Annotated in this window: 19 protein-coding genes; 11 read left to right on the top strand and 8 right to left on the bottom strand. The window is 65.4% G+C overall.

Annotated features, from left to right (window positions below):
* Positions 1-7: 7 nt before the first annotated feature.
* Positions 8-778, bottom strand: coding sequence for a substrate-binding periplasmic protein (locus tag AC07P1_RS06450; RefSeq protein WP_494695015.1), 771 nt, complete (start codon positions 776-778; stop codon positions 8-10).
* Positions 779-904: 126 nt separating this feature from the next.
* Here AC07P1_RS06450 and AC07P1_RS06445 point away from each other — a divergent pair, with 126 nt between their 5' ends.
* From AC07P1_RS06445 to AC07P1_RS06415, 7 genes are all read left to right on the top strand, one after another.
* Positions 905-3,550 (top strand): xanthine dehydrogenase family protein molybdopterin-binding subunit, encoded by a 2,646-nt coding sequence (locus AC07P1_RS06445; protein WP_494695014.1) that lies wholly within the window; start codon positions 905-907, stop codon positions 3,548-3,550.
* Positions 3,547-4,074, top strand: coding sequence for a (2Fe-2S)-binding protein (locus AC07P1_RS06440; RefSeq protein WP_494695013.1), 528 nt, complete (start codon positions 3,547-3,549; stop codon positions 4,072-4,074). The genes AC07P1_RS06445 and AC07P1_RS06440 overlap by 4 nt, the downstream gene beginning before the upstream one ends.
* A complete protein-coding gene (locus AC07P1_RS06435) occupies positions 4,071-5,072 on the top strand; it encodes a hypothetical protein (RefSeq protein ID WP_494695012.1) in 1,002 nt (333 codons plus the stop codon). The genes AC07P1_RS06440 and AC07P1_RS06435 overlap by 4 nt, the downstream gene beginning before the upstream one ends.
* 265 nt (positions 5,073-5,337) lie before the next feature.
* Positions 5,338-8,883 carry a response regulator gene (locus tag AC07P1_RS06430; RefSeq protein WP_494695011.1) on the top strand — a complete coding sequence of 1,182 codons (3,546 nt, stop codon included), beginning with the start codon at positions 5,338-5,340 and terminating at the stop codon, positions 8,881-8,883.
* Between the two features lie 15 nt (positions 8,884-8,898).
* Positions 8,899-9,717 (top strand): CheR family methyltransferase, encoded by an 819-nt coding sequence (locus tag AC07P1_RS06425; protein ID WP_494695010.1) that lies wholly within the window; start codon positions 8,899-8,901, stop codon positions 9,715-9,717.
* A gap of 2 nt (positions 9,718-9,719) precedes the next feature.
* Positions 9,720-10,355: a chemotaxis protein CheB gene (locus tag AC07P1_RS06420; RefSeq protein WP_494695009.1), complete on the top strand. Its 636-nt coding sequence runs from the start codon at positions 9,720-9,722 to the stop codon at positions 10,353-10,355.
* The gene (locus AC07P1_RS06415) at positions 10,355-11,554 is read left to right on the top strand and encodes a hybrid sensor histidine kinase/response regulator (protein WP_494695008.1); all 1,200 of its coding nucleotides are present in this window, start codon (positions 10,355-10,357) and stop codon (positions 11,552-11,554) included. The genes AC07P1_RS06420 and AC07P1_RS06415 overlap by 1 nt, the downstream gene beginning before the upstream one ends.
* A 17-nt stretch (positions 11,555-11,571) precedes the next feature.
* On the opposite strand, the gene AC07P1_RS06410 is transcribed toward AC07P1_RS06415, so the two are convergent.
* From AC07P1_RS06410 to AC07P1_RS06380, 7 genes are all read right to left on the bottom strand, one after another.
* Positions 11,572-11,967 (bottom strand): EF-hand domain-containing protein, encoded by a 396-nt coding sequence (locus AC07P1_RS06410; RefSeq protein ID WP_494695007.1) that lies wholly within the window; start codon positions 11,965-11,967, stop codon positions 11,572-11,574.
* Between the two features lie 264 nt (positions 11,968-12,231).
* Positions 12,232-12,816 carry a hypothetical protein gene (locus tag AC07P1_RS06405; protein ID WP_494695006.1) on the bottom strand — a complete coding sequence of 195 codons (585 nt, stop codon included), beginning with the start codon at positions 12,814-12,816 and terminating at the stop codon, positions 12,232-12,234.
* 155 nt (positions 12,817-12,971) lie between these two features.
* Positions 12,972-13,451: a nucleoside deaminase gene (locus tag AC07P1_RS06400; protein ID WP_494695005.1), complete on the bottom strand. Its 480-nt coding sequence runs from the start codon at positions 13,449-13,451 to the stop codon at positions 12,972-12,974.
* Positions 13,452-13,464: 13 nt separating this feature from the next.
* Entirely contained in the window at positions 13,465-14,481 is a 1,017-nt protein-coding gene (locus tag AC07P1_RS06395; RefSeq protein ID WP_494695004.1) for an aromatic ring-hydroxylating dioxygenase subunit alpha, read from the bottom strand.
* Positions 14,482-14,529: 48 nt separating this feature from the next.
* Positions 14,530-15,612, bottom strand: a complete 1,083-nt coding sequence (locus AC07P1_RS06390; RefSeq protein ID WP_494695003.1) for a BMP family ABC transporter substrate-binding protein — start codon at positions 15,610-15,612, stop codon at positions 14,530-14,532.
* A gap of 40 nt (positions 15,613-15,652) precedes the next feature.
* Positions 15,653-16,510, bottom strand: a complete 858-nt coding sequence (locus AC07P1_RS06385) for an outer envelope protein (protein ID WP_494695002.1) — start codon at positions 16,508-16,510, stop codon at positions 15,653-15,655.
* A 143-nt stretch (positions 16,511-16,653) separates the two neighbouring features.
* Entirely contained in the window at positions 16,654-17,427 is a 774-nt protein-coding gene (locus tag AC07P1_RS06380) for a GntR family transcriptional regulator (protein ID WP_494695001.1), read from the bottom strand.
* Between the two features lie 234 nt (positions 17,428-17,661).
* Here AC07P1_RS06380 and AC07P1_RS06375 point away from each other — a divergent pair, with 234 nt between their 5' ends.
* Genes AC07P1_RS06375 through AC07P1_RS06360 form a run of 4 tightly spaced genes read left to right on the top strand, consistent with a single transcriptional unit; the run spans position 17,662 to position 21,556 of the window.
* A complete protein-coding gene (locus AC07P1_RS06375; RefSeq protein ID WP_494695000.1) occupies positions 17,662-19,206 on the top strand; it encodes an ABC transporter ATP-binding protein in 1,545 nt (514 codons plus the stop codon).
* Positions 19,193-20,290, top strand: a complete 1,098-nt coding sequence (locus tag AC07P1_RS06370; protein ID WP_494694999.1) for an ABC transporter permease — start codon at positions 19,193-19,195, stop codon at positions 20,288-20,290. Before AC07P1_RS06375 ends, AC07P1_RS06370 begins: the two co-directional genes overlap by 14 nt.
* Entirely contained in the window at positions 20,287-21,213 is a 927-nt protein-coding gene (locus tag AC07P1_RS06365) for an ABC transporter permease (RefSeq protein ID WP_494694998.1), read from the top strand. The genes AC07P1_RS06370 and AC07P1_RS06365 overlap by 4 nt, the downstream gene beginning before the upstream one ends.
* 55 nt (positions 21,214-21,268) lie before the next feature.
* Positions 21,269-21,556 carry a 2Fe-2S iron-sulfur cluster-binding protein gene (locus AC07P1_RS06360; protein ID WP_494694997.1) on the top strand — a complete coding sequence of 96 codons (288 nt, stop codon included), beginning with the start codon at positions 21,269-21,271 and terminating at the stop codon, positions 21,554-21,556.
* The last annotated feature ends 79 nt before the right edge of the window (positions 21,557-21,635 follow it).

Raw genomic sequence — 21,635 nt, 5'->3', positions numbered from 1 at the left:
GCGCAGCTTACTGCCGCGAGGGCAGCGCGTACCGCGCGAGGATGCGCGAGTAGCTGTGGTCCTTGCGCATCTCGATCAGCGCGCGGTTGAAGGCGTCGCGCAGGTCGCGGCTGCGGAAGCCGACCTTGAAGCCGGTGGTCGCGTCGAAAATGGCATGGTAGTCGAGCGCCACCCGCGTGTCGAACTGGGTGCTGAACTGCTTGCGATACCACTCGAAGACTTGTTTGTCGACGACGATCACGTCGACCCGGCCGAACCAGAACATCTTGTTTTGGGCTTGCTGGTTGGAAGGCTGGAAGTAGTTGCCCGGGAAGCGGCCATCGGCGCCCGGCCGGTAGCGCGCTTCGAAGGCGGGACCCAGGTCGCGCCAGCCGTTTTGCCAGATGGCGAAAGTGTAGCGGTCCAGATCGGCGATCGTCTTGAGCACGATGTGGCGGTCCCGTCGCGAAATGGCGACGTTGTGGAAGGTGACGAACTCGTCCGAGAAATACACGCCGCGTCCGTCGCTGCCGCGCACGCTCACGGCCAGGTCGACGCCGTCGCCCTCCCTGAACGGCAGCAGCCGCACGTTGGGTGTTTCGCGAAAGGTGACGCGGCGTCCGGCGCGCCGCAGCGCTTCTGCAACCACGTCCGCCTCGATACCGCCGGCTTTGCCTTGCGCGTCGCGGAACGAGAACGGAGGCCGGCTACCTTGGTAGACCGCCACCAGCTCGTCCGCACTCGCGAGGGCGGTCAAGCTCACGAAGGCCAGGGTGCACAGTGCTGCCAGTCTTTTCATAGTCCGCCAAGTGTTGCAATTTTGCATTGTGACAATTCGATATTTTTCACGCCCAACCCCAATGGTACGATAATTCCCACTGGCAATTCCGATATCGTCGCAGTCCGACTACCAGAGAACGGAATCATGGGTATTACTCCAGAAGTGACTCGTCGTACCTTTTTAAAAGTATTGGCCAGCGGGGCGACCGTCGGTTTGTCGGTGACCAGCCTGCCCGGCATGGCGATGAACGCGTCCCGGCCGCGTTTGACCGAGGTGCCGGCCTGGGCGCCCGAGCCGGGCCGGGCCCGATGGCGCATCGATGGCCTGCCCAAGGTGCTGGGGCAAAAAATCTACGCGCGCGATTTCAAGGCACGCGACTTCAAGGACTGGCCGCAGAACGAGCAGTTCCTGTACGCGGTGCGCTGCGACCGCTACGACCAAGTGGTGGCGGGATACGACCTCGGCATGTTGCCCGCCGAGTTGCGTCCGGTGGCGGTGATCGACGCCCAGGCCCTGGTCGATAAAAAGCTGAAACTGGCCGACGGCATGAACAGTCCGTTCCTGGCCACCATCGGCAAGCCGGCCGATTTTTTCGGGCAGCCGGTGGCGATGCTGATTTTCGCCAATTTCGACGCCTACCGCCGCGCCGTTAAAATTCTGCAATTCAATCCGGCCGTGATCAAGTACGGCGCGCCGGCCGCCACCGCGACCGGCACCTATACGCCGGTCACCAGCTATATCCGCGACGACGCCAAGAACTTCAACTACGTCTACACGCCAAACTACGCGGCGAACAAGGACGCGGTGTCCGCCGGCATCTCGGCGGCGATCGACGGCAAGACCTGGCCGACCTTCACGCGCCGGTTCTACACGCAGACCATCGATCCGATGTTCATGGAGCCGGAGTCGGGCATGGCGTGGTACGACCCGGCCACCCGGCAACTGAACCTGGTGCTGGGCACGCAGTCGCCCAGCGGCGACCTGCGCAACGCGGCCGATATCTTCGACGGCAGCGCCTACCCGGTGAAGGACATCGATTTGTTGTCCTGCTATCCCGGCGGCGGCTTCGGCGGGCGCGATTCGTCGCTGTTCTCGATGTACCTGGCCTTGGCCGCGCCGTTCTCGAGCGGGCCGCTGCGCTGGGCGCAAAGCCGTTTCGAGCAGTTCCAGGTCGGCCTGAAGCGGTGCGAGACGGATTTCAGCGAGACCCTGGCGGTGGACGCCAACGGCAAGATCCAGGCGCTGCGCTGCGACTTCACGCTCAACGGCGGCGACCAGATGAACCTGACGCCGTTCGTGGCGCAACTGGCCGCGCTCAGTTCCATGAGCTGCTACAACATCCCGCGCGCGATCGCCAACGCCAGGTCGCTGCAAACGCCGCAACTGATGGGCGGCTCGCAGCGCGGTTTCGGCGGGCCGCAGGCCTTCATGGCGATCGAAACCTTGCTCGACGAGGCGTCGCAGGCCCTCAACATCGATCCTTTCGAGCTGCGCCGGCGCAACCTGCTGGGCAAGGGCCGTGGCGCCACCGTGACGGGCGCGCCGATTCTGCAGGACCTGCAACTGGAGGAGATGCTGCAGCGTCTGGAGCGGCATCCGCTGTGGCAAAACCGCAAGCTGACGCAGCAGGCCAAGCAGCGCCAGGGATTGCTGTACGGCGTCGGTTTCGCGCTGTCGAACGAGGCCTACGGCACCTCCGGCGATGGCATGTTCGGCGCCGTGCAGATCGAGCCGACCGGCACCATCACCATCTACACCCCGTACATCGACATGGGCAACGGCGCCGCCACCGCACTCGGCCTGGCGCCGGCGTCCTACCTCGGACGCAACGCCAACAGCATCAACATGGGCGAGACCCAGCTGTTCGATTCGTTGAAACTGACGACCGCCTTGCCCAAGCCGCCCGCGCCGGTGCCGCCAAACTACGTGCTCAAGGCGTCCGGCTCGGCCAGCGCCTGCCTGGGCGCCTTCTACCAGTACCACGTGGTCGAGCAGGCGGGGCTGGCGCTGGTTTTGCAGACCTTGCTGCCGGCGGCCAACGCCATCTGGGGCAGGGAGGTGCCGGCCGCCGCGCTGAGCTGGAAGGACAACCGGCTGCACGCGCAAGGCGTGTCGTCGCTGCCGTGGTCGGCGCTGGTCAAGCAGGCCACGCGCATGCGGCTGCCGATGGTGGCGGTGGTGCACGCCAGCTATGTCGGCGGCTTTGCCACGGCGCCGTTCACCTTCCGCAGCGGCGCCACGACCTTGCCGCTCGACTATGTCGCCATGGGCCTGACGGTCGATACCTTGCAGCCGATTCCGCGCGGCCAAGTGGCCAACCCGCCGTCGATCAACTTCCGCTTCGGCCGCACCACGTACGCGCCTTGCGGTTCGCTGGTGGCGGCCACGATCGAGCCGCGCACCGGCGTGATCGCGGTCGAGTCGGTGGTGTCGGTGCTCAGCGCCGGCGTCCAGCATTGCCCGCAGATGGTGTCCGGCCAGTCGCAGGGGGCGATCGCGATGGCGCTGGGGAACGTGTTGCTCGAGCATTGTCCGAACGACCGCACCGGGCCGGGCAACGGCACTTGGAACCTGAACCGCTACGCCATCGCGCGCTCGACCGATATTCCGCAGCAGGAATTGATCGTGCTGCCGCCGGCCCCGGGCGAAACCACCGCGCGCGGCATCGCCGAGGCGGTGATGTGCCCGATCGGTCCTTCCATCCTGAACGCGCTGGCGATGGCCACCGGCGGTAAACGCTATACAACGACGCCGGTCACCGCGCGTGCCGTCCTGGAGTCCCTGAAATGACACAGCCCATCCGCTTCCACATCAACGACAAACCGGTGCAGGCCGACGCCGGCGACGCCGACATGGCCCTGATTGATTTTCTGCATGAACGCCAGGACTTGACCGGCACCAAATTCTGTTGCGGTATCGGCGTCTGCCGCGCCTGCACCGTCGCCACCCGCGAGGGCACGGACGAGGTGTTGGAGAAGACGCTGTCCTGCTCCACGCCCGTCTGCGCGGTCGAGAACATGTCGATCTACACGGTTGAAAGCCTGGGCTCGGAACAGGCGCTGGCGCCGTTGCAGCAAGCCTTCCTGGAGAACTTCTCGTTCCAGTGCGGCTACTGTGCGCCCGGATTCCTAATGGCGGCCACGGCCATGCTGTCGCACCTGAAGCGCGCGCCGGTGCCGGCCTCCCAGCTCGACGAGGTCATGGAGACGTGGGTCGGCGGCAATCTGTGCCGCTGCACCGGCTACGTGCGCTATATGGAGGCGATCCGCAAGGTGGCCTTGCCCTACACGCAAGGTGGCGGGGGGAAATTATGAGCCTGCCTTCCCTGCTGTCATTGATTCCCGCCCTGCTGCTGGCCGTCACGGTGGGCATTGCGCAGGCGGCGCCCAAGGCCGCCGTCAGCAAATATAGCAAGCAGAGCGCCGTCGAGTACGGCCAGGTTTGTGCCGACATGATCGGGCAGATTCCGGCCTTTAACTGTCTGGACGGTACCATCGTGCCGATCACCGTCGATGGCAAGATCCCGGCCGAGTACAAGCCGGGCATGACTTGCGACCGTCCGGCGCTGCTGCCGTATCCGGACGGCTCGTTCGGCCAGTGCACACCGTATTCCCGCTTGCTGAATCTGTCCTACGGCAAGACGCAGATCTCGGCCATGTGCCGGCGCGAACAGTTGCGCGATCCGAACAGCAAGTTCTTCGACGAGGTCGACATCGTCGCCCACAACGTCGACACCGGCGATACCTGCTGGTTCCATGCCGAGGGCAAGCCGGGTCAGAAGACCGGCTTCGACGCCTCGCGCGTGCCGCCGCCCAACGAAAAGGCGCCGCCGCCGCAGCGCATCTCCGCCGGCCAGTTCTGGTGGGCGCCGGCGGCCACCGCGTCGAAAAACTGCCTGAGCTGCCACGACGCCGATCCCTTCATGTACAGCCCGTGGATCGGCCAGCTCAAGTATCTGTTGCCGGCCGATCCATTGGGGCGCTACAGCAACATCGGCAAGGAGTTCGCGCAGTGGCACTCGAACAGCATCAGCACGCGCGACAACACCTGCATCGGCTGCCACCGCATCGGCGACCAGGCCAGCTGCTCGCAATTCGTGCCGATGGCGGCCGGCAGGATACCGGCCAAGGACGGCAACGCGCTGGCCAACAGCTATCCGTTGAGCCACTGGATGCCGGTCAACAACGATCAAAGCAAGGAGTTTTGGGAGCAGGCCAACCTGGAGTCGCTGAACCAGCTGCTGACCTGCTGCGCCGATCCGAAGAATCCGATTTGCACGATCAAGCCCATCGTCACGCCGCCGAAGCGTTAATCTGAAACACGTAGGGCGGATTAGCGAAGCGTAATCCGCCAATGCCTGCGTTTCGACGGCTCATGCATTGGCGGATTACGGCGTTCCGCCTAATCCGCCCTACGTATTTGCGCGAAAATTCCACTTTCAGCGGTCCGGGTGTTGGTTGTAGGGCAAGATGTGCGTGGGGACTATGTTATTTCCCACACGCACGGTTGGAGTGGCCCTCTGGTTAAGCTTGCATTTGAGATAAACTCTTGCTTCTCCAGTTATCTTGGTCCGCGCCATGCCCAATAAAACGCTCGACGACGTCGGTTTCCGTCGTATTCTCGCCCGTAACATCACTTTGCCGCTGGCGGCCGGCGTCGTCAGCGCCGGCGTGTTCGTCGTGCTGCTGGTGTACCTGGTCACGACCATGAACTGGGTCGAGCACAGCGAGCGCGTGATCGGCAACGCCAGCGAGATCAGCAAGGAAATGGTCGATATGGAGACCGGCCTGCGCGGCTACATGCTGGCCGGCGAGGAATCGTTCCTGCAACCCTATGTGCTCGCGAAGCCGAAGGTGGCCTCCAGCCTGGCCAGTTTGCTGAAACTGGTGGAAGACAACCACGCCCAGGTCGACCGCCTGCGCCTGATCGAGGCCCAGCATCTGCAATGGGACCAGTATGCGCAGGAAATGATACGGTTGCGCGCCGCCAACGGCGATGTGACCGGGCCGGTCAAGACCGGGCGCGGCAAGAACCAGTTTGACGAGATCCGCCGCCAGCTCGACGCCTTCATCGATGTCGAGATGCGCATGCGCCAGGACCGCAACGCCTCGGCCCGCAATGTGACGGGCATGGTGGCGGCGGTGTATCTGGTGTTGACCCTGGGCGTGGGCGGCGCGCTGGCCTGGTTCGGACGGCGCGAGCTGCTCGGCCTGTCGAAGACCTATAACGATGTGCTGCGCCAGCACACCGAGCACGCCGATCTGTTGCAGCAGCAAGCCTGGCTGCGCACCGGCCAGAGCGAGCTGGCGCAGCAAGGCATCGGCCAGCTGGCCCTGCCGCAACTGTCGGCGGTGCTGCTGCAATTCCTGGCGCGTTACATGAACGCGGTGGTCGGCGCGCTGTATCTGCGCAACCCGGATGGCAGCCTGCGCCGCGTGGCGTCCTACGGCTTCAGCGCCGAGTGGGAGCGGCGCGACCAGCAGCTCAAATCCGGCGAGAGCCTGGTGGCGCAAGCCGCGCTGGAACGGCGCCTGATCCGCCTCGACAAGGTGCCGGCCGATTACATCCAGGTCGCCTCCGGCCTGGGTTCCGGGACGCCGGCCAGCGTGCTACTGGCGCCGCTGGACAACGACGGCCAGATCAACGGCGTGGTCGAAATCGGCCTGCTGCGTCCGATCACGGTGCGCGACATGGATTTCCTTACCCTGGTCAAGGGCAACATCGGCAACGCCATCGAGGCCAGCCAGTCGCGCCAGCGCTTGCAGGAAGTGCTGGAGGAAACCCAGCAACTCAACGAGGAATTGCAGGTGCAGCAGGAGGAACTGCGCACCGCCAACGAGGAACTGGAAGAACAGTCGCGCGTGCTGGAAGAATCGCAGGCCAGCCTGGAGAACCAGAAGGCTGAACTGGAACAGACCAACGAGCAACTGGCCGAGCAGGGCACCGCGCTGGACCAGAAAAACGCCGCACTGGTCAAGGCGCAGCTGGACCTGGAGGAGCGCGCCCGCGAGCTGGAGCGCGCCAGCCAGTACAAGTCGCAGTTCCTGGCGAATATGTCGCACGAGTTGCGCACGCCTTTGAACAGCTCGCTGATCCTGGCCAAGTTGCTGTCGGAAAACAGCGCCGGCAACCTGAACGACGAGCAGGTGCGCTTCGCCAACACGATTTACTCGGCCGGCAACGATCTGCTGAACCTGATCAACGACATCCTCGACATTTCCAAGGTCGAGGCGGGCAAGCTGGAGCTGGTGCCGGAGCAGCTGTCGCTGCGCCACGTGGTCGAAGGCATGGCGATGGTGTTCGAACCGCTGGCCCAGCAAAAGAAACTGGCCTTCCACGTGCAGGTGGCCGACGACCTGGCCACGCACATGGTCACCGACCGCCAGCGCCTGGAACAGATACTCAAGAACCTGCTGTCGAACGCGCTCAAGTTCACCAGCAGCGGGCAGATCACCCTGGCCGTGCACGCCGCCGGCGAGGGCGCGGTCGGCTTCTCGGTGCAGGACACCGGCATCGGCATCCGCCATGAAGACCAGCAGGGCATTTTCAACGCCTTCCAGCAGGCCGACGGCACCACCAGCCGCAAGTACGGCGGCACCGGCCTGGGCCTGTCGATTTCGCGCGACCTGGCGCATCTGCTGGGCGGCGCCATCAGCCTGGTCAGCGAGCCGGGCAAGGGTAGTTGCTTCACCTTGACGATGCCCTTGCGCTGGACCGCGCCCGAGCCGGGACCGCGCATCGGCAGCGCCAGCGCGCCGGCCACCATGGATGACAACGGCGGCGTCGGCGCCTACGCGGCCACGTCGCTCGGCCTGGCTATCGCCGCGACGTCGCCGCCCGCGTCCCAAGGCCACGGCGCCGATAAAGAAGAAGCGACGCCGCGCGTGCGCGCCTTCGACGACGACCGCGAGCAGCTGCCGCCGGGCGCCGACAACGCCCGCTCGGTGCTGGTGATCGAGGACGATCCCGCCTTCGCCCGCATCCTGTACGACCTGGCGCATGAAAAACAATACCGCTGCCTGGTCGCCTTCGACGCCGACGAGGGGCTGGAACTGGCGCGCCTGCACCGCCCCAACGCGGTGCTGCTCGATATCCGCCTGCCCGACCGCTCCGGCCTGTCGGTGCTGCAACTGCTCAAGGACGACGCCCAGACCCGCCACATTCCCGTGCACGTGGTGTCCGGCACCGACGCCGGCGAGGCCGCGCTGCACCTGGGCGCGATCGGTTTCGCGCTCAAGCCGACCACGCGCGAACAGTTGATGGAAGTGTTCCGCCGCATCGAAACCAAGCTGACGCAAAAGATCAAGCGCGTGCTGCTGGTCGAGGACGACGACCGCCAGCGCGACAGCGTGGTGCGGCTGATCTCCGACGACGATGTCGACATCGTCGACGTCGGCAGCGGCGAGGAGGCGCTGGCGCTGCTGCGCACCACCGTGTTCGATTGCATGATCATCGACCTCAAGTTGCCCGACATGCAGGGCAACGAGCTGTTGCAGCGCATGGCCGGCGAGCAGCTGGCGGCATTCCCGCCGGTGATCGTCTACACCGGCCGCAACCTGTCGCGCGCCGAGGAGGCCGACCTGCACAAGTATTCGCGCTCGATCATCATCAAGGGGGCCCGTTCGCCGGAGCGCCTGCTCGACGAGGTGACCTTGTTCCTGCACAAGGTCGAGGCCGACCTGTCGTCCGAGCGCCAGACCATGCTGCGCACGGTGCGCTCGCGCGACCGCGTGTTCGAAGGCCGGCGCATCCTGCTGGTCGACGACGACGTGCGCAACATTTTCGCGCTGACCAGCGCGCTGGAGCAGAAGGGCGTGCTGGTCGAGGTGGGCCGCAACGGCTTCGAGGCGATTGAAAAACTCGACCAGAATCCCGACATCGACCTGGTGCTGATGGATGTGATGATGCCGGGCATGGACGGGCTGGAGGCGACGCGCCACATCCGCGCCGACGCCCGCTTCGCCCGCCTGCCTATCATCGCCATCACCGCCAAGGCGATGAAGGACGACCAGGAACAATGCCTGGCCGCCGGCGCCAGCGATTACCTGGCCAAGCCGATCGACCTGTCGCGCCTGTATTCCCTGCTGCGGGTGTGGATGCCCAACGGCGAGCGCGGCGGATGATGGGGAGGGGAGCGTATGCAACATAGCGACACCGACATCGAGCTTAAAGTGTTGATGGAAGCCATCTACATGAAGTACAGCTACGATTTCCGCGACTACACCGGCGCCTCGCAGAAGCGCCGCGTGCTGCATGCGCTCAAGGAAATGGAGTGCGCCAGCATCTCGGCGCTGCAGGCGCGCATCATGCACGAGCCGGCCGCGTTCAGCCAGTTGCTGCAATACCTCACCATCCCGGTGACGTCGATGTTCCGCGACCCCGGCTATTTCAAGGCGCTGCGCGAACACGTGGTGCCGGTGCTGCGCACCTATCCGTCGCTGAAGATCTGGATCGCCGGCTGCAGCACCGGCGAAGAGGTGGTGTCGATGGCCATCCTGCTCAAGGAGGAGGGTTTGCTCGAGCGCAGCATGATCTACGCGACCGACATCAATCCGCAGTCGCTGGAGAAGGCGCGCAAGGGCGTGTTTCCGCTCGACGCCATGCGCGAATACACGGCCAATTACCAGGCCGGCGGCGGCACGCGCAGTTTTTCCGACTACTACACGGCGGCCTATGATGCGGCCCTGTTCGACAGTTCGCTGTGCGAGAACGTCACCTACGCCGACCACAGCCTGGCGACCGACGCCGTGTTCGCCGAGACCCACTTGATCAGCTGCCGCAACGTCATGATCTACTTTAAGAAGAGGCTGCAGGAGCGCGCGTTCGGCTTGTTCCACGAGTCGCTGTGCCATCGCGGCTTTCTCGGCCTCGGCAGCAAGGAAAGCATCGATTTTTCCGCCTACGCGCCCAGTTTCGAGCCGGTGCAAAAGCGCGAGCGGCTGTTCAGGAAGCGTTGAAAATGGTGCGGACGACGGGGGCGCCACCAGGTTTGCCGACGACGGCGGCGATCGCCGCCGCGCTGGCCGGCCGCAAGATCGAGGCGGTGGTGATCGGCGCCTCGGCCGGCGGCGTGGGCGCGCTGCTCAAGCTGCTGCCGGGCCTGCCCGCCGGTTACGGCCGGCCGCTGGTGGCGCTGCTGCACCTGCCGGAGAACCGCCAAAGCCAGCTGGCCGAGGTGTTCCGCCAGCGCATGGCGCTGCGGGTGTGCGAGGCCGGCGACAAGGAACAGCTGTCATCCGGGACGCTGTATTTCGGCGGTTCCGGCTACCATTTGTCGGTTGAGTCGGACCGCAGCTTTTCGCTCAGCTGCGAGGCGCCGCTGCACTTCGCCCGCCCCGCGATTGATTTCCTCATGGAATCGGCGGCGGACGCCTACGGCCCGGCTTTGCTGGGCATTTTATTGACCGGCGCCAATCAGGACGGCGCCGCCGGCCTGGCCGCCATCGGCCGCGCCGGCGGCCTGACCGTGGTGCAGGACCCGCACGAGGCCGAAGTGGCCACGATGCCGAAAGAAGCAATCCGTCTGCGGACGCCGGACCTGGTCCTGCCGCTGGACGCGATACACACAATGCTGTTGATGCTGGAGAATAATTGATGCAAGCCGAGCACCCGACCAAACTGCTGATCGTCGACGATCTGCCGGAAAACCTGCAAGCGCTCAACGCCGTCATCCGCGGCGACGGGCGCGAGATCTTCCAGGCCGGTTCCGGCGAGGAGGCGCTGGCCTTGCTGCTGCAGCACGACTTCGCGATGGCCTTCCTCGACGTGCAGATGCCCGGCATGGACGGCTTCGAACTGGCCGAGCTGATGCGTGGCACCGAGCGCACCCGCCAAATCCCGATCGTCTTCGTCACCGCCGCCGGCAAGGAACTGAACTATTCCTTCAAGGGCTACGAGGCCGGCGCCGTCGATGTGCTGTACAAGCCGCTCGACTCGCGCGCCGTGCGCAGCAAGGTCGAGGTCTTCGTCCAGTTGTACGAGCAGCGCGAGGCCACGCGGCGCCAGGTGCAGGCGCTGGAGCTGGCGCGGCAGAAGCAGGAGGCCACCCTGGCCGAACTGAACGCGGCGCAGACGCAACTGCAGCGGGCGCTGTCGATGCGCGACGAGTTCATGTCGATGGTGTCGCACGAGATGCGCACGCCGCTCAACACCCTGTACCTGGAAACGCAGCTGCGCAAGATGCAGCTCGAGCGCGGCAACATGGCCGCCTTCGGCGCCGAACAGTTGCAGCGCATGGTGGCGCGCGACGACCGCCAGATCCAGAGCATCATCCGCCTGATCGACGACATGCTCGACGTCTCGCGCATCCGCAGCGGCAAGCTGTCGCTGCGGCCGGGCTGGGTGGAGCTGTCGGGCCTGCTGCGGCGGGTGGTGCACGACCTGACGCCGCAGGCCGCCACGGCCGGCTGCACCATCAGCCTCGACGCCGACACCCCGGTCAGCGGCTGGTGGGACGAGTTCCGCATCGAGCAGATCGTCGTCAACCTGCTGACCAACGCGCTGCGCTACGGCGCGCAGCAGCCGGTGGCGGTGTCGCTGGTGGTGGAGCAGGATCTGGTGCGGGTCGAGGTGCGCGACCAGGGGCCGGGCATCGCGCCCGAGCAACAGGCCAAGATCTTTGAACCGTACGAGCGCGGCGTCGGCAACGAGGTGCCGTCGGGCCTGGGACTGGGCTTGTATATTTCGCGCGAGCTGGCCGAGGTGCACGAGGGCACCTTGACGGTCGCCAGCACGCCGGGCGAAGGCGCGGCGTTCAGCCTGACTTTGCCGCGCAGGGACGCGCCGCCGCTGTAAAGGCGGGCCGGCGCCGGTCAGCGCGAGCGCGATTCCTCGCGGCGCTGGATCAGATAGGCGTTCAGGTCGTCGAAGCTGACGTTGCCGCGCTGCGCGGTGTCGATGTTGTCGAAATTCTTGTCGACCACGCCCAGGCCGGCCTGGCGCGCCTCTTCCCGGCTCAACGTGCCGCTGTGGTCGGTGTCGGCGTCCTCAAAACGTTTTTTCAGCTTTTGCACCGTGGTGAAGCGCAGCAGCACCGGCCCCGGCGCGATGTCGCGCTGCGGCTGGCGCATCGAGCGCGGCACGTACGAATCCGAATAGGGCGTGGACATGCCTGCGGCGGACGCCGGCGTTTCCGCTTGCGGGGTTTGGGCGCCGGCGCTGGCGGTGGCCAGCAGCGCTGTCAGTAGGGTCGGATGCAAAAGGTTCACGGTTGTCTCCCCGCCATCGATCGATGCACGGCTCAGGTTGACACTTTGATCCGAAAGCGCGGATTAATCAAATACCTTCTATGGTGCGGCGCGATTTTGTCGCCAGGAAACATTAATCTTTTGGCTTAAGTCTTTGTTTTTAAGGGAAATTTGTCTAATCGGTAAGTGTGCAATGTATGCCAGAGAGCATTGAATTGGCGCTGTTCGGCGGCGGAGGGCGGCGCTGCGGCGATGCGGCGCCACCCTTGGCTGCGGCGCTCCGGCCTAGCAGTTACGTATCTGGAGCATGCCGATCGCCAGCGGCCCCGGTATCGCGGGGAGCAGCGCGGGGACCAGATCGACCTCGATCCAATAGCTGTTCAACGAGAAGTTGAGGTTGAAAGCGCCGATGCAGGTCGCGGGGTTGCGGTACTCCCTGAACCCGTTCGCAAGAGGGACGGGGATGGGGCCGGGCGCGTCGCTGTCGATGAATGCCACCGAGACCGGCGCACCGCCCGCGATGGGATAGGCGAGCAGGCGCGCCGTGACCCGTCCAGGGCTGACATTGGTGTCACGGATGTGCGCGAACAGGGCGCGGGCCGGCACCAGGCCCCCGGGGGTGCCGTAGGTGTCGGTGACCTGGTAGCGCACCTTGCAGGGGACCAGCAGGCCGGGCATCAACCTCGCCTCGAAGTTTTCCATCTGTACGGCGAAGTAGCACGATTCATCGACGATGCCGGTCGAGCCGACCGACGTCCAGTTGCTGTTTGCCAGCGCGGCGCCAGGTGCGGCCAGCGCGGCGATGGCCAGCAGGGCCAGCGGGCGTACGACGCGCGACGCTAAGAGTTTGGGCGATTTAAGTGGGAACATGGCGACTCCTTGAAAGGGCAGACCGGACCGGCCCGCATGCCTTCAAGACTAGACCGTCGCCGACGCTCAGCTTTAAGGTGCGTCAACCAACTCACTACCTTGAAAATAGGCACTTTTGCCCGGGTGCTGCGTTTTTCATCCGCCATTCTCAAGCGCTATTTGCGCCAGAAGCCGGCGTGGGCGACGCGCGCCTCGTCCTCGCGCAGCGGACCGATAACTTCGGTCGGACGCTGGCCGCGCGCGAAGACGTCGCGGCACGGCAGCGACAAGGTCGGATTTTCGGGATCGCTACCGGTCAGTTCCAGCAGGCTCGCTTCCGACATCGCGTAGACGACGCGGCCGACGCCGCTCCAGTAGGTGCCGCCGGCGCACATGGCGCACGGTTCGGCGTTGGCGTACAAGGTGGCGCCGGCCAGTTGCGCGGGACTGTGTTTTTGGGATGCCATGCGCAGCGCGTTCATCTCCGCGTGCGCGGTGCGGTCGCCGCTGGAGGCGTTCATCGCCTCGGCGATGACGCTGCCGTCGGCGGCGACCACCATTGCCGCGAACGGGTGGTGGCCTTCGTCGCGCGAGCGCTGCGCCAGCGCCAATACGCGGGTGAGGAATGCGTGGTCTTGCGCGGTCGGTGTCGTCATATCGTTCCTTTGTTTAGTCCTCGCGCAGCACGCCGTAGCGCACGTTCTGCCGCTTCAGGTAATTGCGGTAGGCCAGCGACATGCGGTCGCACGCCACCGACACTTCCGCGCCGGGGATCAGCGGCAGCCGCGCGGGGCTCTGGCTTTCCAAAATCGGCAGGTCCTGCAGGAAGATGGTGTCCTGGAAGCCGCGCAGGGCGTCGTCGTCCGAGGTGAAATCGTTCAGCGCCATGATGATCCACACGCGGGTGGTGGTCTCGGTCAGCGGTTGCGGCAGCAGCGCGATCGCTTCGGCGATGCCGCCCGGCGGATGCTTGGTCAGTATCGCCGTCAGCGGCCGCACCACGCGATACGTGTATTCGATGTCGCTGCCGCCGGTGGCGGCCTTGCTGGCTTGCGGCTGCCACGCGCGGCATTGCTTGGCCCGGACGCCGCTGCCATGGTCTGCATCGTCGAACGTTTCGACCGTGTAGTCGGGAATCGCCGCGTGCTCGGGCACGCCCAGTATGCCGTCGTGCACGAAGGCGAAGTGCGCCATGTCGAGGAAGTTCTCGACGATGCGCGGCCCGCTGCTTCGCACCTCGTACGGGCCGCACCAGACCTTGCGCAGGCGCTCGTCCGCGAATTCCGGAAAGCGCGGCGGCCCGGAGTCGGCAGGCGACCCGATGCAAACCCATACCATCCCGTATTTTTCATGCGTGTGGAAGGCGTCGACCCGCGCTTTGAGTTTGTCGGCTTGCAGCGCCGGCAGCGCGGGGATGTGCCGGCAGCGGCCCTCGCCGTCGAAGCGCCAGCCGTGGTAGGCGCAGCGCAGCGTGTCGCCCTGTGTGCCACCCACTATCGCACCCATCGACAGGCGCGTGCCGCGATGCGGGCAGCGGTCTTCCCACGCGTGGACGGCGCCGCCGCTGTCGCGCCACAAGGCGATGCGCGTGTCCAGCAGGTCGGTGGCGGTGATGGCGCCGGCCACGATCCGCGCGGACAGCGCCACCGGATGCCAGTCGTTGAATAAAACGGGATCGATTGTCATGTGTGTCCGATTGGCGGGGCCGTGGCGCGCCCCGCTTTTGCCGGTGCTTTATTTGGGGATCGCGCCGTCCACGCCTTGCACGTAGAAGTTCATCGACAGCAGGTCCTTCAGCGGCACGGCGACGCCGGCCGCGTACTTGACCGCGCCCGACTGGTCCTTGATCGGACCGGTGAACGGGTTGAAGGTGCCCGCCGTCAGCGCGGCCTTCTTCTCTTCGAAGATCTTGCCCGCGTCGGCCGGAACCACGGCGTTCAGCTTCGACATCTTGACCATGCCTTCTTTCAGGCCGCCGCGATAGTCGCCGGTTTTCCAGGTGCCGGCGAGGACCGCCTTGGCGGCGTCGATGTAGTAGCCGGACCAGTCGTTGGTGGCGGCGGTCAGGTGGGCCTTCGGCGCGAAGCGCGACATGTCCGAGTCCCAGCCGAAGGCATATACGCCTTTTTCCTGCGCGACCTGCAAGGTGGCCGGCGAGTCGGTGTTCTGCGCCATGACGTCGGCGCCTTGCGCCACCAGGGTTTCCGCCGCCTGGCGTTCCTTGGCCGGGTCGTACCACGAGTTCACCCAAATCACCTTGGTCTTGATGCCGGGGTTGACGCTTTGCGCGCCCAGGGTGAAGGCGTTGATGTTGCGGATCACTTCAGGGACCGGGAAGGAGGCGATGAAGCCCAAGGTCTTGGACTTGGTCATTTTGCCGGCCAGGATGCCGTTCAGGTACGCGCCCTCGTACAGGCGCGATTCGTAGGTGCCCAGGTTCTTGCCGCTTTTGAAGCCGGTGGCGTGCAGGAACACCACGCCGGGGGCCGACTTGGCCACCTTCTCGGTCGGGTTCATGTAGCCGAACGAGGTGGTGAAAATCAGCTTGTTCCCTTCGGCGACGAGCTTGCGGATCACGCGTTCGGCGTCGGCGCCCTCCGGCACGTTTTCCACGTAGGTGGATTTGACTTTGCCGGCCAGCGCCTTTTCCATCGCCAGGCGGCCCTGGTCGTGGGCGTAGGTCCAGCCGGCGTCGCCGACCGGGCCGACGTAGACAAAGCCGATCTTCAGCGGTTCGGCCGCCAGCGCGGGCAGGGCGGCGGCGCCGAGGGAGGCGGCCAGCGTGGCCAGCGCGATCATTGTGCGACGATTCATCATGCGGTTCCTTTAGCGGTATCGAGATTGGATTGAGAGTGGACTAGAAATGGTATTCCGCGCGGACCATCGGCGTTCTGGCCGTGGCGCCCGGGTTGTTCTTGTCCGAGTTGCCGAATTTGTTTTTCCAGTACTGGTATTCGACGCCGATCTTGAAGGTGTTCTTCGGCGCGCTGACGACGGCGCTGGCGTCGTACATGATCTGCATGTCGATGTTGGTTTCGCGCGCGGTGTCGCCGCCGAATTCGTCCTTGCCTTTCTTGTCGATGAAATTGGCGAAACCCTCGAACGACAGCGGAATGCCGATGTTGAACGGGATGCCCCATGCGGCGGTGAGCATGGCGTGGGTGTCGTAGCGGTAGCGCGGCGTGGCGACGTTGGTGTAGGTGTTGAACGGCGCGTTGCTCTCCCATAGCGCGAGCAGGCTGATGTCGAGGAAGCCCGGTACGTCCATCATCAGGGTGGGCCCGGCGACGACCATGCGCTTCTTGGAGTTGTAGCCGGCGTCGGTTTTGCTGTTGTAGTCGAAGCCGAGGGTGGCGCCGACGCCGCGCACCGGACCGAAGGCCCAATTGCTTCCCGTGACCTTGCCCAGGTCGAGCGTGTGGCGGTACACGGCGTACGCTTCGTGCGCGCCGCTGGCCGCTCCCGCCGACGATGGGTCGTCGTGGGACGACATCAGGAAGTCGACGTTGATGAAGTTCTTGCCGTATTTGTAGCCCGAGACGTGGCTGAAGTTGACGATGTTCTTGGTGATGTCCGTGTCGTTGAACGGCTCGGCGAACCTGGTGCCGTAGCGGTAGCCGAGGTAGGTATCGCTCCAGTCGGCGGCTTGGGCGGCGCCGGCGCAGCCGGCGAGAACCACTAGTACTGCGGCGGTACGGGTTACGAGTTGAGACATCATGCGAACTCCAGTCAGTGGGTGAAGAGGCGGTATGAACGAACTATTTTTGTATCCAATCCCGCTTGAGGATTGGATTCAATCTCGTTCTCTTTTCTAGCAATTTGCGGGCCAGACGGGGCCAGATGTTTTTTGCATGCGCCTTAAAAACCTGAGAGGACTTCGGCCAGGTTGACCTTTTTGTGGGTGGTGTCGAGGCGCAGGCGCGCTTCGATTTCCAGCAGGTGGTGCTCGATCAGGTGCGTCGCCTCGGCGACTTTTCCCTGCTCGATCAGGGTCGCCAGATCCTGGTGTTCGTGGTTGCCGCACATCGGCGCGCCGGGCTTTTCGTAGAGCGCGATGATCAGCGAACAGCGCGATACCAGTTCCGCCATGAAGCGCAGCAGCACGTGGTTGCCTGCCAGTTCGGCCAGCAGGATGTGGAACTCGCCGCCCAGCCGTATCCAGCCGGCGCGGTCGCCCGTGCGGCGCGCCTGGTCCTCCGCTTCGAGCGCGGCGCGTATCTGCCGCAGCGACGCCGGCGTGGCGTTGCGTATCACCAGCGGCATGATCTCGCGCTCGATGGCGCGGCGCGCGGCGAAGATGTCGCGCGCCTCCTCCGGCGTGGGCGAGGCGATGACGGCGCCGCGATTGGGGCGCAGCTCGATGATGTGGTCGTGCGCCAGCCGTTGCAGCGCCTTGCGCACGGTGGTGCGGCTGACCTGATAGAGCTCGCAGAAATCGGCTTCGCCCAGATGGGTGCCGGGTGGCAGGCGGTGGCTCATGACGGCGTTGACGACGGCGCGGTAGATGCGCATGTCGACGCCGGTGGTGCCGCGCTTGAGCGGCATGTCTTTGCCCGTTGCCTGGGCGGCCGGTTCGGCCTTGCCTGCGCTGGTGCGTTTGCCTTGTGGGCGTGCGGAACTGGTGGATGACATCTATTGAATCTCCGTTGGATACACACGCCTGTATAAGCAGGAAGTGTGCTCACGCCGGCGGGCGCTTTGTGTACAACCCGGAGGATGCGGCGCACGTTTTTGGTGATGTTTTCGTCATCTTTAGTGCGCAGTGCTGTCCAGATGGGCGCGCCGCCCGGGATCGCGCGTGGCATGTTCGTGGCATGCTAATTGCGTCTGGTGGCGTAACTACTTTGTATACGATAAGGACAGCGGATGAAGGAAGCACCCCGTCTGCAGATGCTCGGCATCTCGAAGATCTACCCGTCCGTGGTCGCCAACGCGGATGTCGACCTGACCGTGATGCCTGGCGAGATCCATGCGGTGCTGGGCGAGAACGGCGCCGGCAAAAGTACGCTGATGAAGATCATCTACGGCGTGACGAAGCCCGATGACGGCCAGGTGATATGGGAGGGACGCCAGGTCCATATCAATTCCCCGCACGACGCGCGCAAACTGGGCATCGGCATGGTGTTCCAGCACTTCGCGGTGTTCGAGACGCTGACGGTGGCCGAGAACATCGCGCTGGCGCTGGACGAGAAGGTGGCGCCGGCCGAACTGGCGCCGCGCATCCGGGCCGTTTCGGAACAATACGGCCTGCCGCTCGATCCGCAGCGGCTGGTGCACAGCATGTCGGTGGGCGAGCGGCAGCGGGTGGAGATCGTGCGCTGCCTGCTGCAGTCGCCACGGCTGCTGATCATGGACGAGCCGACCTCGGTGCTCACGCCCGACGCGGTGCTCAAATTGTTCGAATCGCTGCGACGCCTGGCCTCCGAAGGGGTGAGCATCCTGTATATCAGCCACAAGCTCGACGAAATCCAGTCGCTGTGCGACAAGGCGACGGTGTTGCGCGCCGGGCGCGTCTCCGGCACCGCCAACCCGAAACAGGAAAGCGCGCGCTCGCTGGCCGAGTTGATGATCGGGCGCGAGCTGCCGGTGTGCGTCAACACGCCGCGCGCGCCGGGCGAGATGATGCTCTCCCTCGAGGGCCTGACGGTCGACAGCGAAGATCCCTTCGGCACGCGGCTCAAGGACATCAACCTGGAACTGCGCGGCGGCGAGATCGTCGGCATCGCCGGCATCTCCGGCAACGGCCAGCAGGAGTTGTTGAAGGCCATATCCGGCGAGCGGCCGCTGCGCGGTGGCGCCGGCCGCATCCGCCTTGGGACGCTGGACGTGGGCGCGCTCGACGCGGCGCGCCGCCGCCAACTGGGTCTGGGTTTCGTGCCGGAGGAGCGGCTGGGACGCGGCGCCGCGCCGGAGCTGTCGCTGGCCGACAACGCGCTGCTGACCGGCTATCTGCCGGCCGCCAGGACCGGCATGGTCAGGAACGGCCTGATACAGCGTGGCGCGGTGCGCGACTTCGCGCGCAAGGTGATTGCCCGCTTCAACGTCAAGTGCGGCGGCGAGGGTTCGGCCGCCTCCAGCCTTTCGGGCGGCAATCTGCAAAAGTTCATCGTCGGCCGCGAGATCGCGCTGGGCCCCAGGGTGATGGTGTTCGCGCAGCCGACATGGGGCGTGGACGTCGGCGCCGCCATGCTGATACGCCAGGCCATCCTCGACATGCGCGACCAGGGCGCGGCGGTACTGGTCCTGTCCGAGGAGCTCGACGAATTATTCATGCTGAGCGACCGCATCGCGGTGCTGGCCGACGGCCGCCTGTCGCGCGCCGTGCGGGCCGCCGGCACCAGCATCAACCAGATCGGCGTGTGGATGAGCGGCGATTTCGACTACCAGGGAGCGGACCATGTCCAGGCTTGAACGACGCCCGGAACCTTCGCGCCGCATGATGCTGGCGTCGCCGCTGATCGCGGCGGCGGCCATGCTGCTGACCGGCTCCGCGATGTTCTTCTTCCTCGGGCAGGAGCCGCTGCACGCCTTCCATGTCTACTTCATCAAGCCGTGGACCACCATGTACGGGGTCGGCGAGTTGCTGCTGAAGGCGACGCCGCTGATCCTGTGCGGCGTGGGGCTGGCGATCGGTTTCCGCGCCAACGTCGCCAACATCGGCGCCGATGGCCAATTGACCGTCGGCGCGATCGCCGGCGGCGCCGTGGCGCTGTACTTCGACCAGGTCGAGGCCTGGTGGGTGCTGCCGCTGATGCTGGCCGCCGGCGCGCTGGGCGGCATGCTGTGGGCGGCGATACCGGCGCTGTTGCGCACCCGCTTCAACACCAGCGAAATTTTGGTCAGCCTGATGCTGGTGTACGTGGCCTATCATCTACTGAGTTATCTGGTGCACGGGCCGATGCGCGATCCGGACGGCTTCAACTTCCCGCAGTCGAAGATGTTCGGCGAGTCGGCCACGTTGCCGCTGCTGGTGGAGGGATTGCGCGTCAACGCCGCCTTCATCCTGTCGCTGGTCGCGGCGGCGGCGGCCTGGTTCTTCTGCAAGCACACCTTCGCCGGCTACCGCATGCAGGTCAGCGGCATGGCGCCGGCCGCCGCGCTGTACGCGGGCTTCAGCGAACCGCGCAACGTGTGGCTGGCGTTCATGGTCAGCGGCGCGCTGGCCGGTGTGGCCGGCGTCGGCGAGGTGGCCGGTCCGCTGGGGCAGATGCAGCCGTCGGTGTCGGCCGGCTACGGCTTCGCGGCGATCATCGTCGCCTATGTGGGCCGCCTGCATCCGCTGGGCGTGGTGTTGTCGGCGTTGTTGATGTCGCTGCTGTACATCGGCGGCGAGACGGCGCAGATCGAGCTGCAGGTGCCGTCGGCCATCACCGGCATGTTCCAGGGATTGCTGCTGTTTTACCTGCTGGCGGCCGATCTGTTCATCCACTACCGGTTCAAACCGCGCAAGCGCCCTATACCCGTCACCGCCGCCGCCGTTGGAGAAACCGCATGATCGATACCGCGCTGTTAATCGCTTTCCTCGCCAGCACGGCGGGCGCCGCCACGCCGCTGGTGGTGGCCTCGATGGGCGAGCTGGTGACCGAGCGTTCCGGCGTGCTCAATCTGGGCATGGAGGGCATGATGCTGGTCGGCGCCGTGACGGGATTCGGCGTCACGCTGGCCACCGGCCAGATGTGGCTCGGTCTTCTCGCGGCGATGGCGGCGGGGATGCTGATGTCGCTGATCTTCGGTTTCCTGGTGCTGACCTTGCAAACCAACCAGGTGGCCACCGGGTTGGCGTTGACCTTGTTCGGCATCGGCGTCTCCGCGTTCATGGGGCGCGGCTTCGTCGGGCAGACGGTGGAGCGCATGCCGCAACTGAGTTTTCCGCTGCTGTCGGAGATGCCGTTCGCCGGCCCGCTGCTGTTCCGTTTCGACGGCATGGTCTACGCGTCGGTGGTCCTGGTGGTGTCGATCGGCTGGATGCTGGCGCGCACCCGTCTGGGGCTGGTGATACGCGCCGTCGGCGAGTCGCCGCACAGCGCCCACGCGATCGGCTTTCCGGTCATCGCGCTGCGCTACGGCACGGTGCTGTTCGGCGGCGCCATGGCGGGCCTGGGCGGCGCCTACCTGTCGCTGGCGCTCACGCCGATGTGGGTGGAGGGCATGACGGCGGGACGCGGCTGGATCGCGCTGGCGCAGGTGGTGTTCGCGACGTGGAAGCCGCGCGGCGTGCTGGTGGGCGCCTACCTGTTCGGCGGCGTGACGGTGCTGCAGTTCCACGGCCAGGGGTTGGGACTGGCGATTCCGTCGGAGTTCCTGTCGATGCTGCCATATCTCGCCACCATCGTGGTGCTGGTGATTATCTGCCGTAATCCGCAGACCATTTTGCTGAATAAACCGATGTCGCTGGGGCAGAACTTCAAGGCGGATTGAGGTCGCGGCCCGCGCGGATTGTATGATGATGTTTTGACGATCTGGAATCGACGGCATGGGCGGCACGGTGACACTGGAGGGGCAGGGCTGGAGTTTCGACGCGGCGGCGCCGGCGACGGTGCTGGAGGCGGCCGAGCGGGCCGGCGTGCGCTTGCCCAGTTCGTGCCGCAACGGTACCTGCCGCACCTGCATCTGCCTGAGCACGGGCGGCGCGGTGCGCTACAAGATCGAGTGGCCGGGCCTGAGCCTGGACGAGAAGCGCGAAGGGTATATCTTGCCGTGCGTGGCCGTGGCGGAAACAGACCTGGTGATCGTGGCGCCGGCGGCCAGGCGCCTGCCGTGATGGAATGCATGCATAAATCTAAAACACGTAGGGCGGATTAGGCGGAACGCCGTAATCGGCCATTGCATGAGCCGCCGGC

It is taken from the genome of Duganella sp. GW821-FHT07F09, assembly GCF_059418705.1.
This window is presented reverse-complemented; position numbering and strand designations above follow the sequence as displayed.